The following is a 13,346-nucleotide window of genomic DNA, read 5'->3' as shown; positions in this document are numbered from 1 at the left end:
TCATGAGCTCACTCTTCGACGATCTCTCCCTGCCCGATTCCTTCCGCCGCCTGGAGGGCGTGCGGGTCGACGCCGACCCTTCACGGCGGCTGCAGGAGCCCCCTGAGGGTGCGCCGGCTCCCGAGGAGCCGCCGTTCGACCAGGAGCCGCCGTTCGATGAGGCACCCCCGTTCGATGAGGCACCCCCGTTTGATGAGGAGCCGCCGTTCGATGAGGACACCGCTCCACCCGAGGGGGAGAGCGAGCCGCCGGCGGGGATCAGGGACCACGCTCGTACCTACTCCGCTGCGCCGCCGGCGCGGTCGTGGGCGGCTGATCCGTCGGCTCTGGCGGCTCTGGTCGAGGGGCTGAACCCGCCGCAGCGCGAGGCCGTCGAGCACCGCGGCAGTCCGCTCCTGATCGTGGCAGGCGCCGGCTCCGGCAAGACGCGGGTGCTCACCCGCCGCATCGCCCACCTGCTGGCCTCCGGAGAGGCGATGCCCGGGGAGATCCTTGCGATCACCTTCACCAACAAGGCCGCCGCTGAGATGAAGGAGCGCGTGGCCGAGCTGGTGGGCCCGGTGGCGCGCAGCATGTGGGTCTCCACCTTCCACAGCGCCTGCGTGCGCATCCTGCGCCGCGACGCCGCAGCGGCCGGCCTGAAGAGCTCCTTCACGATCTACGACAGCGCTGACTCCCTGCGCCTGATCACCACGATCGCCAAGGATCTGGAGCTGGACACCAAGAAGAATGCGCCCAGGGCGCTGGCCTCGCGCATCTCCTCGCTCAAGAACGAGCTGGTGGACCCGATCGACTTCGCCGATCAGGCCGAGACCGCCAAGAACCCCTTCGAGAAGACCCTGGCCCGGATCTACACCAACTACACCGAGCGGCTGCGCCAGGCCAATGCCGTGGACTTCGATGACCTGATCGGGCTGACCGTCACCATGCTGCGGGAGAACCCCGCGATCCGTGAGGGGTACCGCCGGCGGTTCCGCCACGTGATGGTCGATGAGTACCAGGACACCAACCCCGCCCAGTACGCGCTGGTGCGCGAGCTGGTGGGCGAGGACCCCTCGGCCGATCTGACCGTGGTGGGCGACTCGGACCAGTCCATCTACGCCTTCCGCGGCGCGACCATCCGCAACATCGTGGAGTTCGAGCAGGACTTCCCCTCCGCCCGCACCATCGTGCTGGAGCAGAACTACCGCTCCACCCAGTCCATCCTCACCGCCGCGAACGCCGTGATCGAGGAGAACCAGGGCCGCCGCAAGAAGAACCTGTGGACCGACCAGGGCGCCGGCGAGAAGATCACCCTGTACGTCGCCGATGACGAGGCCGCCGAGGCCCGCTACATCGGCCGCCAGATCGACGCCCTGGTGGACGACGGCCGCACCGCGGGGGACATCGCGATCTTCTATCGCGCCAATGCGCAGTCGCGTGCGCTGGAGGACCAGCTGATCCGCATCGGACTGCCGTATCGCGTGGTGGGCGGTACGCGGTTCTATGAGCGCCGCGAGATCAAGGACGCGATCGCGTACCTGCAGGTCCTGGCCAATCCGGCCGATGAGATCAACCTGCGCCGCATCCTGAACGTCCCCAAGCGCGGCATCGGGGACCGTGCGGAAGCGGCGATCGCGATGCTCGCGGAGCGGGAGCGGATCAGCTTCGGAGAGGCGCTGCGGCGGGCCGAGGAGGCCCCCGGGATCGCCACCCGTTCGCTGAACGCGGTGCGCTCCTTCGTGGTCATGCTCGAGGAGCTGCAGGAGCTTGCCCGCACCGGGACGGGTCCGGCGGAGGTGCTCGAGGCGATCCTGCAGAAGTCCGGCTACTACGCGGAGCTGCAGGGGAGCGATGAACCGCAGGACGAGTCGAGGTTGGAGAACCTGGCCGAGCTGATCAGCGTGGCCAGTGAGTTCGAGGCGCAGATGGAGGCGGCTGATGCCGCGGCCAGCGAGTTCGAGGACGAGGACACAGACGAGATCGAGGACGCCGACGGGGACGAGCGCACCACCGTCGACTCCGGCGCCGGTCCTGGGGACGATGAGGCGGCCGCCTCCGCCGAGTCGGTGCTGGTGGACGCGGAGGGGCCGGAAAACGCTGAGGCGTCCGATGACCTGGATGCCCCGGAGGGGTCGCTCATCGACCGATTCCTGGAGAAGGTGTCCCTGGTGGCCGATGCCGACCAGATTCCCGGAGCCGAGGACCAGTTCGTCACCCTGATGACCCTGCACACCGCCAAGGGCCTGGAGTTCCCGGTGGTGTTCCTGACCGGGATGGAGGACGGCACCTTCCCGCATCAGCGCACCCTGTCCGATCCTGAGCAGCTGGAGGAGGAGCGTCGCCTGGCCTACGTGGGCATCACCCGTGCCCGGCAGAAGCTGTACCTCACCCGTGCCCAGATGCGTGCCACCTGGGGAGCGCCCCAGTTCATGCCGGCCAGCCGATTCCTCGACGAGGTGCCGGAGCAGGTGCTCGACGTGGCACGAGCGGGCTCCACGCTGGCCGGGGCAGCCGGGTACGGCGGAGGGTACGGCTCCGGTGGATACGGTTCCCGCGGCGGGGGCGGCTACGGCTTCGCTGGTGGCAGCTACGGCTCCGGCGGCGGTCGGGGTCCTGCATACAGCGGTGGCCCCGGCGGCGGCCGCAAGGACGTGACCCGGCCCAGCTTCGGCTCCGGCCGCAAGCCCACGGACGTATCCAAGATGCCGCAGCTGGCGGTGGGGGACCGCGTCACGCACGACTCCTTCGGCATGGGCACCGTCACGGAGGTTGCCGGCCAGGGTGAGAAGACCCAGGTCGAGGTGCAGTTCAGGGCGCCCCACGGGAAGAAGCGCCTGCTGCTGCGCTACGCCCCGATCACCAAGCTGTAAGGGCTCCGATCACCAAGCTGCAAGGGCCCCGACCACCCGGCCTGCGCTCTCCTTGGTGCCGGCGATCCCCGGCGGGGTCATCCGCGCATACGCACTGTTCCGGTGCCGGACACATGATTTGCCAGCTTGTCCAGCTGACTGCGGACCGGCGGGTCCAGTGCTCCGGGTGGCGCGAGCGTGCGGGGTGGGTCTGGCGATGCGGGTGCAGCAGTGTCAGGAGCGGCGCCGGGTGTGAGGCCGAGCATCCGATCCAGGTCGGGAACGGGTGAGCGATACCTGTGGCCCGTCGGCGCGGTGATCTCCAGGGTGCCCGTGTGGGCCCCCTCGGTGATCAGGCTGCTCACCCACCCGGGCAACTCCAGGACGTGGTTGAAGCGCTCGCAGACCCCCACACCGTTGTCGGGGGTGGTGGTGCCGCCATCAGCATGGCGGTGAACATGATCGATGTGGCGGATCGGTGCTTCGCACCACGGGGTGCGGCACTGCTGATCTCGCGCCAGGATGAAGCGACGCACATCCCCGGTGAACAGCCGCCGGCGGCTGTCCATGTGGACCAGGGAGCCGGAGACCGGATCCGTGTACAGGCGACGCACCCACCGACGGGCCCGTGCCGCTGAACCCGTCGGGCCGGTTGGGGTCGGAGCCGAGCGGAGGCCGGCCGGGTGGGGCTCGTCAGCGGGGCGTGGATCGCCCGCCGAGCTGAGACCGTCGCCGGGGTGCGGATGGTTGGCGGGGCGTGCTGGCACCGCGGGTGCATCGTGCAATGCGAGGTGACGCGCGACCGGGCCGGGCAGAGGGTGGCCCTCCAGCAGGGCGGGGTCTGCGCCGCCGGCCAGCAGGCTCCTGTCGGTCATCAGCAGCTGGATCTCGACGGGAGCCGCGGCGGCCTCATGGCCGGTGATGCGCGCGGCCAGGGTGTCAGCCATGATCTGCCCTCGGGAGCGATCGTCGCCCCGGGCACGTGCGGCGTCCGCGGCTGCGCGCAGTGACGCGAACGCCGAGACGCCTTCGGTCAGCGGCAGTAGAGCCGAGAGCGTCATCATCCCCTCGGCTGCCGGCCGCTGCGTGACGCGCCGCTGCGAGTGGTTGAGCCTCATCCGTGCCAGGGCCGCCTCCCGATCGAGGTCGTCGGCCTGTGCGCGAGCCCGGCGGCCAGCGGCGCGAGGGGACAGCTCATGGATGCTCGGGGCGAGCTCGGAGTCGATGCGGGCGCGATCCTCGTCGTCCAGGACCAGCACTGCCCGCGCGACCTCCTCTGCCGCCCAGGCGGAGATGTCCCCCTGGGCCATGCGACGCCAGATCTCAGGAAGGGACTCGACCACCACTCGACGCAGAGCGAGCTGGTTGCCCGCGCGAGCTGGCGATATGCGGCGGGCAAGGCCGATCTCGTGGCCCACGCCTGTGCCCCGGCGTGCCAGCGGCACTCCGGCCGCACGCTCGGATCGGACACGAGCCTGCCGCAGGGAGACCTCGAGGGAGGACTGCACGGCGTCCAAGGAGTTCTTGAGCGATTCGATCCGCCCGATCGCGTCGATGACCGCTGCGTCCTCGGTGGCGGCGTCCTCGGTGACGGCGGTGGTCCCCACGGGGGATCGGGCACTGTATGGAACAAGCATTGCGACGGCGTCCTGCACGGCACTCGCGGTCCGGCTGATCGCGTCGAGCACCGCATATGGATGGGTGGGCAGAGCGTCCACGGAGCACCTCCTCCCGACGCGCGGGAACATTTATATCGAATGTGCGTTCGAATATAGGGGAAGGGTATGACGCACGGACGGGGTGCTAGAACCGGCAGGGCAGGAATGTGGAAGGACCCGGCTCGGCCGACCAGCCCAGCGCGCTCAGCAGCCAGTCCCACGAGGGCTCGGCCAGTGCGAGATCAGCGGTCCAGAGCTCGAGGTGGTGCAGCCCTGTGCGGGCGGGCTCGGTCATGTTCGGAGTATATGGAGCGCAGGGCCCGTCGGCGGCCCTACGTGGTGACCCGGATCAGGGCCCTGGCGCCGCGCTCCATGTCCACGAAGGAGTGGTTGACCGCGGTGTAGGTGCCGGGTTCGTCGAACACCAGCTCCACGAACCCGCCCTGCGCAGCGCCCAGGTGCAGGGCCTGGGAGCCGCCCCCGGTCTCGTTGTCGGGCCGCAGCAGGTACTCGCCCTCGAAGAACACCGTGTCGAAGACCCCGCCCACCACGTGGAAGGAGATCCCGCGGGAGGGACCGGCGGCCAGCACCCAGATCCGCACCCGTTCGCCCACACGGGCCTCGAGAGGAGCGTGCACGTACTGATTGGCGTGCCCGTTGAACACCGTCATGTCCGGGCGCTCGGCGGCGATCTTGGCGGGACTGACCGGGTGCGCGCCCTCGTGCATCGCCTCCGCGTGGCCGGCGGCGCCCTCGGGCACCAGGTAGTGATCGGACTGCACCAGCACGTACTCCCGGTCGGCGGTCGCGAGGTCCTGCGGCGGCACGATCAGCACGCCCAGCAACCCGGCGGCCAGGTGCACCGTCATCGGCATCGTCGAGCAGTGGTACAGCCACGCCCCGGCGTAGTCCGTGGTGATCGTGTACTCGAGGGACTTACCCGGTGGGATCGTGCGCATCACCTCATCGGGGGCGACGCGGCCCGCATGCAGGTCAAGCGAGTGCCCCATGGAGCCGTTGTTGACCAGGTCCACGGTCAGTCGGGCTCCCAGCTCGGAGCGGATCACCGGGCCCACCACGGTGCCGTTGAACGTCATCGCGTCCATGCTCACGCCGGGGGCCACCTCCAGTGCGGCCTCGGTGATCTCGAGCGTGAGCCGCTGATCCTGGCCCGCGCTCGGCGGCATGGCGGCGTCGCGCACCGCATAGCCCTCGCCGGGCTCAGCAGCCAGATCCATCGGCACCCGGGCCAGTTCGTCACCGCCGGTGGAAGCACCGGCGCTGCCGCCGTGCGCGTGGCCCGTGGTCGCCGCGCCGACGGCGGTCACCCGCAGGGTCATGCCCATCGCACGATGGCCGACGATCGAGCACCACCCCGCCAGGTCGTGACTGATCACACCGGCCTCGACGGTGGTGGAGTCGCCGGGCTGGAGCCTCCCGGAGGCGGTGCCATCGGCGAGCACCAGGTCGTGCACGTCGTGCGGATCGTCATTGGCCAGCTCGATCACCAGGTCGTTGCCAGCGGGCACCTCGATCACATCAGGATGGAAGCGCATCTCGGCCATGCTCACCGCGACGGTGGTGGTCTGCCCGGTGGGACTCACCGCGCCACCCGCGGCAGGTGCGGCCGTACCACCGGAGCCGGAGGCGGCACCGGTGTCGCCGTAGGAGCCGTAGGCCCGGTCAAGCGAGGATCCGACGGCGGTGACACCCAGGACGGAGCCCGCCCCCAGCAGGGCCCCGGTGAGGGCGCGACGGTCCAGACCGGCAGGAGCCGACGGGTCCGTGCCTGAGCCGGGGGCCGATGGGCTCGCGGCGCCCGTCGTCGCCGTGGAAGCCGACGGGTCCGTGGCACCGCGCAGGGCAGGGGACGGCAGGGGCGCCGACGCGTCCGGCCCACCGGGCCCACCGGAGGCCATCAGCGCCTTCCGCTCCCTCACGCTGACCCGGATAGCCAGGACCATCAGCACCAGAAAGCTCAGCAGCGCGGCGAAGGCCAGCAGCGAGGCGAGCACGCGCGCCCACGAACCGAAGCCCGCGGCGTCGGTGGTGCCCACGGTCAGACCCGCGAACAGGGCGCCGCTGGCCGCCGTGCCCTTGTCGGCCAGCACGAACAGAGCGATCACCAGGTTGACGATCACGACGCGTACCACGGCGAACCGGCTCATCATCGCCAGGGAGGCGCGCACCGCGCGCGGCCCGCCACCCATGGTGACCGGCAGCAGGTAGCTCATCGCCCCCAGCAGCACCTGCAGCAGGAAGCCGGCGACGAAGGGGACGGTGAGGGTCTGGACGTCCGCGGCGACCAGGGAGCTGGCGAGCTGCTCGTCGGCCGAGCGCCACCAGAGCGCGGTCAGGCGCAGCAGGCCGAGCATGAACCACACCATGCCCGCCCCGATCGAGAGGATCGGGAACCAGGGCAGTTCGATGCGGTGCTCCTGGCGGGCGGAGCGGATGCCCGCCCGGACCAGGGTGATGGCCACCCAGGCGAAGGATCCCGCGTACACCAGGACGAACGCCACCCCCAGGCTCACCGAGGCGATGATCGCGGCGATCGACGCCCCCACCACGCCGACGCCCATGCCCACCAGGCCCCGAGCGGAGCGCGCGGTGGCGACCGGATCCGCCTTGGTGCGCAGCACGGTCGGCCACAGGGTCAGCAGGGTGCCGGTGACGGTGATCCCCACAAAACCCAGGATGTTGAGGATCTGATGGGCCAGCAGCAGCCTGCCCTGCCACGGCTCGCCCGGGCTGAAGGCCATCACTGCGCCCAGCACGGCACCGGCGGGCAGCAGGCAGGCCGCGCCGATGTAGGCCCGCACCGTGAACGCGAAGCGCGGCGCCAGAGCAGCACGCACCTGTGAGCCGAGGGAGATCGCGTACCAGACCAGCGCGGCGGAGACCAGGAGGGCACCGACCACCACTACCCACGGCCACGAGGGCAGCATGCCGGCGATCGTCACCGCCACGCCCGCCGTGAGCAGATAGCTGCGGGCCACCTGGCGGGGACGGCTCTCCTCGCCCAGGCGAGTCTTCAGCAGGGCCTCGGTGAAGTGCTGGCCCCACACCATGATCGAGGTGGAGATCAGGCCGAGGGTGACCATGTGGACCATCAGCCAGCGGGCCTGCGGCAGCCACTGGTGGGTCAGCACCACGACGACCAGCGCGATCATCCACCAGCTGACGGGGCGCGAGGCCCGGCGGTGCCAGGAGCGGCGGCCGCTGCTGCGCGGATCGGGGCGGCCCGGCTCCCGGGCGCCACCGGAACCGGAGCCACCGGAGCCACCGGAGTCACCGGGATCGCCGGAGCCGCCAAGGCCGCCATGGCCGCCGGGAGCGGGGCAGGGAGCCCGACAGGGTCGGGGTCGGGTGCTTCGTCGCGTCGGGCATGGCCACCTCGAGGCAGGATGCGGCACCAGGCGAGCTGGTGACCACGGCGCCGGGCCGACCCGGCGCACAATGGGCTTGCTGGCCCCGCCAGGCTAGAGGCGCGAGGGCTCCGGGGACGAGGCAGCGGGCCCGGATCCGACGAAGATCACGTCAGGTCGCGTCACGATGTCATATCGTCCTGCCGGAGCGTCAGCTGCTGCGGTGCTGCCGCTCGGTGCGTGGTGCTGCGGACGCATCCCGTGGGTCGCGTGTCGGCTCGTATTCCCGGGGCTCGTCGTCGACGTTCTCCGGGCCCGCCTCGTGCTGGGTGGTGAACTGCGCGACCAGGGCCCAGCCGAAGCGGACCACGACGATCACCCCCACCACCGCGAGGACGGCGGTGAAGGGGATCTGCACACCGGTGCGGGTGACCACGAACCAGATGATGAACAGGGACAGCCCCATCAGCACTGCATCGCGGAAGGCGGCCGTCACGCGGCGCCCCACCTGGGCCCTGCGCATGCGGCGCTCGGCCACCACGGCGTAGGCGGCGGCATCCTTCCGGGCGCGCGCGCTGCTGCGACGCAGGGAGTCGCGGCTCTCACGGGTGCCCTCGTCCAGGGCTCGACGCGCCGCGCGCGCATAGTCGCCGGTGCTCAGGGGCCGTCGGCGAGGAGCGTCATCGCGGGCCCGGTCGCGCCCCGAGCGGTTCGACTCGCTTCCCGAGCGGTTCGACGGGGGGCGGGGATGGTCCCGGTCGGCAGGGTGCCGTCGGTCCCGTGCGGGGCGCGACGCGCTCTGCGCCTGACGACGCGCCGTGTTGCGCGCGGCCTTCGCGTAGGTCTTCCAGTCGGCCATCGACTCTCCTCGGCCCGGTAGTGGAACGGTGCGCCCCTGTCATGCAAGGGAGCTAGCGGCGGTCGTCCTCCCGCCAGCGGATGTCGGCGTCCCGTCGACCGCGGTCGTCGTACGAGCGGTCCTGCTGCGCGCGCCGACGGGCTGAGCTCTCGTTCCAGTACGACAGCCCCACGTTCAGCGCGATCGTGATCACCACCGAGAGGAAGAAGCTCGAGAAGGTGGAGCGCACACCCGCCACGCGCAGGATGAGGAACAGCACGAGGATCGCGACCACACTGAAGCCGAGGGTGTCGCGGATGCGCTGGGTGAGAGTTCGACGGCGAGGCACGGGCCCACTGTAGTGCCCGTGCCTCACCGAAGCGTTCGTCGAGGAACGCCGTGCGGTGCTGCGTCCCGTTCCGGACGGGCCCGTCCGCGACGGGGCAGCCGGTTCGCTCATTGCTCTGGCGACGGTAGTCTGGCTCCGTCACCTGGGACGGCCCCGAGGCCGGAGCGCGGCCTGCCGTCCTCTGTCGATAACGAGAGGACCCCCAACCCGTGGACCTGTATGAGTACCAGGCCCGCGACCTCTTCGAGAAGCACGGCGTGCCCGTGCTCGGAGGAGTGGTCGCGGAGGATCCTGCCAGCGCCAAGGCTGCAGCGGAGCAGCTCGGCACACCGGTCACCGTCGTCAAGGCCCAGGTCAAGGTGGGAGGGCGCGGCAAGGCCGGCGGCGTGAAGGTCGCGAAGTCCCCCGAGGAGGCCGAGCAGCACGCCTCCCGGATCCTGGGCATGGACATCAAGGGCCACACCGTGCACCGCGTGATGATCGCCGAGGGTGCGGACATCGCCGAGGAGTACTACTTCTCCCTGCTGCTGGACCGCACCAACCGCAACTACCTCGCCATGTGCTCGGTCGAGGGCGGCATGGAGATCGAGCAGCTGGCCGTCGAGCGCCCCGAGGCCCTGGCCCGCGTGGCCGTGGACCCGAACGTCGGCATCGACGAGGCCAAGGCGAAGGAGATCGTCGAGACCGCCAGGTTCGACGCCGAGACCGGCGCGAAGGTCGCCCCCGTGCTGCAGAAGCTGTGGGACGTGTACCGCGAGGAGGACGCCACCCTGGTGGAGGTCAACCCGCTGGTCAAGACCGGTGCAGGTGACATCATCGCCCTGGACGGCAAGGTCACGCTGGACGACAACGCCGCCTACCGCCAGGAGGGGCACGGCGAACTGGTGGACACCCTCACCGAGGATCCCCTGGAGGCCAAGGCCAAGGCGCTGGACCTCAACTACGTCAAGCTCGACGGCGAGGTCGGCATCATCGGCAATGGCGCGGGCCTGGTCATGTCCACCCTCGACGTGGTCGCGTACGCCGGTGAGCAGCACGGCGTCAAGCCCGCCAACTTCCTGGACATCGGCGGCGGTGCCTCCGCCGAGGTGATGGCCAACGGCCTGGACGTGATCCTCGGCGACGAGCAGGTCTCCGCCGTGTTCGTGAACGTCTTCGGTGGCATCACCGCGTGCGATGCGGTGGCCAACGGCATCGTGGGCGCGCTGAAGAAGCTCGGCGACTCCGCCACCAAGCCTCTGGTGGTGCGCCTCGACGGCAACAACGTCGAGGAGGGCCGCCGCATCCTCGCCGACTTCGCCCATCCCCTCGTCACCCAGGCCGACACCATGGACGGCGGCGCCGCGAAGGTCGCCCAGCTCGCCGCCGAAGGAAAGTGAGCAGCACCCCCATGTCTATCTTTCTCGATGAGAACAGCAAGGTCATCGTCCAGGGCATGACGGGCTCGGAGGGCATGAAGCACTCCCAGCGCATGCTCGACTCCGGCACCGCCATCGTCGGCGGCGTGAACCCCCGCAAGGCCGGCCAGTCGGTCTCCTTCGACGGCGGCCACGAGGTGCCGGTCTTCGGCACCGTCAAGGAGGCCATGGAGGCCACCGGCGCGAACGTCTCCGTCGTGTTCGTGCCCCCGAAGTTCGCCAAGGACGCCGCGATCGAGGCGATCGACGCCGAGATCCCGCTCCTGGTGATCATCACCGAGGGCATCCCGGTCAAGGACAGCGCCGAATTCTTCAACTACTCCCAGGAGAAGGGCACCACCCGGATCATCGGCCCGAACTGCCCGGGCGTGATCAGCCCCGGCAAGTCCAACGCCGGCATCACTCCCGCGAACATCACCGGCGCGGGCAAGCTGGGCCTGGTCTCCAAGTCCGGCACCCTGACCTACCAGATGATGTATGAGCTCTCGGACATCGGCTTCACCACCTGCATCGGCATCGGTGGCGACCCAATCATCGGCACCACCCACATCGACGCCCTGGAGGCGTTCGAGCAGGACCCCGACACCGTCGGGGTGGTGATGATCGGCGAGATCGGCGGCGATGCCGAGGAGCGTGCCGCGGCGTACATCCAGGAGAACATGACCAAGCCGGTGGTCGGCTACGTCGCGGGCTTCACCGCCCCCGAGGGCAAGACCATGGGCCACGCCGGCGCGATCGTCACCGGCTCGGCCGGCACCGCGCAGGCCAAGAAGGAGGCCCTCGAGGCCGCCGGCGTCAAGGTGGGCAAGACCCCCACCGAGACCGCCGAGCTGATGCGGGAGATCATCAAGGGTCTCTGATCCCGACGGCTCCTGCGGCCTGAAAGCCGTGAGCGCGCGGCGCCCCGGATCCCCGAGCGGGACCCGGGGCGCGGTGCATCCGGGCCCCGAGCGCCGTGCGTGCGGGGATCTCCTCCTCGCGCAGGAGGCGCGACGCGCGGATCTCGCGGAGGCTGGTCCCATGATCAACTGCATCTCGCCCACGAGCGATCCCCGGCCCGACAGCGGCTGGGCCATCGTCGTGCTCGGCTCCGTCGTCCTGGGTGCCGTCCTCGCCTCGGTCCTGCTGTTCCCCGACGGCGTCACTGTCTCCATGGACCCCGGGTACCGGCCGATGCCGGTGCTGGTGCTGCTGGTGCCGGCCATGCTGTGCATCGCTGCGGCGCTGCTGCTGCCGTCCGGCCAGGGGTCCTCGGCGGTGCTGGTGACGCAGCCGGGCCGGGTGCGGGCGCAGACAGCCGGGCTGCTCGCTCTGGCCGTGGGGTTCTTGCTGCTGGTGCCGGTGCTGCCGCTGCCGGAGGACTACGTCCTGCTCAAGGCCCTGATGTTCATCGTGGTGCCGTGCGTGTGGCTCTGGTTCTCGGCCAGGCGCCATGGCGCCGGGGTGGAGATCCACCAGCCGAGCGTCCACCCGGCGGTGGTCGTACTGCCGGCACTGCTGCTCGGCGTCCTCTCGACTGTCGGCCCCTTCTCCAGCGGGTCCCCGACGGTCTGGCCGCCGCTGGCGACCCTCGTGGTCGGGGCGACGGCCACGGCGATCACCGCCGGACTGGGGGAGGAGCTGCTGTTCCGACGCTTCCTGCAGACCCGGCTGGAGGCCCTGTGCGGCCGATGGACGGGGATCCTGCTGGCCTCCCTGCTGTTCGGCCTGATGCATCTGTTCTCGCACCGGGTCGGCCCCCTGGGGGAGAGCGCCGTGCGGGTGATCGCCCTGCAGGGGACGACGGGGATCGCGCTGGGCGTGCTCTGGTCGCGCTGGAGACGCCTGTGGGTGTGCGTGCTGGCGCACGTGCTCCTCAACGGCCTCGGGGTGGTCCTGCACCTGCTGGGCCAGCTCGCCTGAAACCCGCGGCGGCCCGGGGCCGTGCCGCGCGCCTGCCCGAACAGGCTCCGTGGCGAGTGCGCGGATAGACTCGTCACTGCCACGCGGCGGACCGGGCGCGAAGGAGGGGCTGTGAGCGGCGATCTGATCGACACCACCGAGATGTACCTCAAGACGGTGTTCGAGCTGCGCGAGGCCGGGGTGGTGCCGATGCGGGCCCGGATCGCCGAGAGGCTGGGGCACTCGGGGCCGACGGTCTCGCAGACCGTGGCGCGCATGGAGCGCGACGGCCTGCTGCACCTGGACGACGAGCGACGGATCCGACTCACCGACGAGGGGCGGGAGCTCGCCACGGTGGTGATGCGCAAGCACCGCCTGGCCGAACGGCACCTGCTCGACGTCATCGGCCTGGACTTCGCCCTGGTGCACGAGGAGGCCTGCCGCTGGGAGCACGTGATGAGCCTCGAGGTGGAGCGGCGCATCGCCCAGCAGCTGCAACCGCCGTACGTCGATCCCTACGGCAACCCCATCCCCGGCCTGAGCGACCTGGGGATCTCGGAGACCGCGGTCACCCCGGAGGGTAAAGACATGGCCAACGCGTCCATGATGCTTTCCGAGGTCGCCACGGACGACCGGCCCACGCCGGTCCTGCTGCGCCGCATCGGTGAGCGCGCCCAGAGCGACATCGAGCTGCTCGGAGAACTTGCACGTCATGAGCTGTATCCCGGCGCCAGGGCGGAGGTATGGCGGCAGGGGCGAGACGTGGTGCTCCGGGCCGAGTCCGGTGCCGCTGTCACCCTCTCCGACGTCATCGCTGGTCAGCTCCTTGTGACCCCGATCGCAACGGAGTAAAGCCTCCGTCAAGGTCTGCCCCAGAAGCGGCCCGGGACACGGACGGTCCCGCTCATGCGCACCTATCGTCGTACCCGTGCCGCGGCGACCTCGCCCGGCATGTCCACCGGCAGGCCCCGTTGCGCGCCGGATCCGGACTGCGAGCATCATC

The 13,346-nt window shown here is 70.5% G+C and carries 10 protein-coding genes; 5 read left to right on the top strand and 5 right to left on the bottom strand.

The genetic code is table 11. The annotated features are described in order from the left end of the window. Window positions 1–2: 2 nt before the first annotated feature. On the top strand, window positions 3–2,852 hold the full coding sequence (locus tag IOE58_RS06030) for a UvrD-helicase domain-containing protein (RefSeq protein ID WP_193865502.1): 2,850 nt from the start codon (window positions 3–5) through the stop codon (window positions 2,850–2,852). A 77-nt stretch (window positions 2,853–2,929) separates the two neighbouring features. Here the strand turns inward: IOE58_RS06030 and IOE58_RS06025 are convergent, their stop codons facing one another. The 5 genes from IOE58_RS06025 to IOE58_RS06005 all read right to left on the bottom strand — a co-directional run bounded on the left by IOE58_RS06025 (window position 2,930) and on the right by IOE58_RS06005 (window position 9,044). After that, the gene (locus IOE58_RS06025; protein WP_193865501.1) at window positions 2,930–4,438 is read right to left on the bottom strand and encodes an HNH endonuclease; all 1,509 of its coding nucleotides are present in this window, start codon (window positions 4,436–4,438) and stop codon (window positions 2,930–2,932) included. Between the two features lie 196 nt (window positions 4,439–4,634). Continuing rightward, a complete protein-coding gene (locus tag IOE58_RS06020; protein WP_228019066.1) occupies window positions 4,635–4,784 on the bottom strand; it encodes a VOC family protein in 150 nt (49 codons plus the stop codon). Between the two features lie 37 nt (window positions 4,785–4,821). Beyond that, window positions 4,822–7,662 (bottom strand): multicopper oxidase domain-containing protein, encoded by a 2,841-nt coding sequence (locus tag IOE58_RS06015; RefSeq protein ID WP_193865500.1) that lies wholly within the window; start codon window positions 7,660–7,662, stop codon window positions 4,822–4,824. A gap of 406 nt (window positions 7,663–8,068) precedes the next feature. After that, on the bottom strand, window positions 8,069–8,716 hold the full coding sequence (locus IOE58_RS06010; RefSeq protein ID WP_193865499.1) for a hypothetical protein: 648 nt from the start codon (window positions 8,714–8,716) through the stop codon (window positions 8,069–8,071). A gap of 52 nt (window positions 8,717–8,768) precedes the next feature. Beyond that, on the bottom strand, window positions 8,769–9,044 hold the full coding sequence (locus IOE58_RS06005) for a hypothetical protein (RefSeq protein ID WP_193865498.1): 276 nt from the start codon (window positions 9,042–9,044) through the stop codon (window positions 8,769–8,771). 209 nt (window positions 9,045–9,253) lie between these two features. On the opposite strand from IOE58_RS06005, the gene sucC reads away from it, so the two are divergent. The 4 genes from sucC to IOE58_RS05985 all read left to right on the top strand — a co-directional run bounded on the left by sucC (window position 9,254) and on the right by IOE58_RS05985 (window position 13,195). Further along, window positions 9,254–10,423: an ADP-forming succinate--CoA ligase subunit beta gene (sucC, locus tag IOE58_RS06000; RefSeq protein WP_193865497.1), complete on the top strand. Its 1,170-nt coding sequence runs from the start codon at window positions 9,254–9,256 to the stop codon at window positions 10,421–10,423. Between the two features lie 11 nt (window positions 10,424–10,434). Next, on the top strand, window positions 10,435–11,322 hold the full coding sequence (gene sucD, locus IOE58_RS05995; protein ID WP_193865496.1) for a succinate--CoA ligase subunit alpha: 888 nt from the start codon (window positions 10,435–10,437) through the stop codon (window positions 11,320–11,322). A 160-nt stretch (window positions 11,323–11,482) separates the two neighbouring features. Continuing rightward, entirely contained in the window at window positions 11,483–12,364 is an 882-nt protein-coding gene (locus IOE58_RS05990; protein WP_193865495.1) for a CPBP family intramembrane glutamic endopeptidase, read from the top strand. Window positions 12,365–12,475: 111 nt separating this feature from the next. Beyond that, a complete protein-coding gene (locus IOE58_RS05985) occupies window positions 12,476–13,195 on the top strand; it encodes a metal-dependent transcriptional regulator (RefSeq protein ID WP_193865494.1) in 720 nt (239 codons plus the stop codon). Window positions 13,196–13,346 lie beyond the last annotated feature (151 nt).

The sequence above is a fragment of the Brachybacterium epidermidis genome, assembly GCF_015209585.1.
Lineage (GTDB): Bacteria > Actinomycetota > Actinomycetes > Actinomycetales > Dermabacteraceae > Brachybacterium > Brachybacterium epidermidis.
The sequence above is the reverse complement of the archived record's forward strand: the minus strand, read 5'-3'. Positions and strand labels throughout refer to the sequence as shown.

Excerpts from the sequence above, each read along its gene's own strand:
- IOE58_RS06030 (WP_193865502.1), top strand. The coding sequence starts at position 3 with ATGAGCTCACTCTTCGACGATCTCTCCCTGCCCGATTCCTTCCGCCGC.
- IOE58_RS06020 (WP_228019066.1), bottom strand. The coding sequence starts at position 4,784 with ATGACCGAGCCCGCCCGCACAGGGCTGCACCACCTCGAGCTCTGGACC.
- IOE58_RS06015 (WP_193865500.1), bottom strand. The coding sequence starts at position 7,662 with ATGATCGCGCTGGTCGTCGTGGTGCTGACCCACCAGTGGCTGCCGCAG.
- IOE58_RS06010 (WP_193865499.1), bottom strand. The coding sequence starts at position 8,716 with ATGGCCGACTGGAAGACCTACGCGAAGGCCGCGCGCAACACGGCGCGT.
- sucD (WP_193865496.1), top strand. The coding sequence starts at position 10,435 with ATGTCTATCTTTCTCGATGAGAACAGCAAGGTCATCGTCCAGGGCATG.
- IOE58_RS05990 (WP_193865495.1), top strand. The coding sequence starts at position 11,483 with ATGATCAACTGCATCTCGCCCACGAGCGATCCCCGGCCCGACAGCGGC.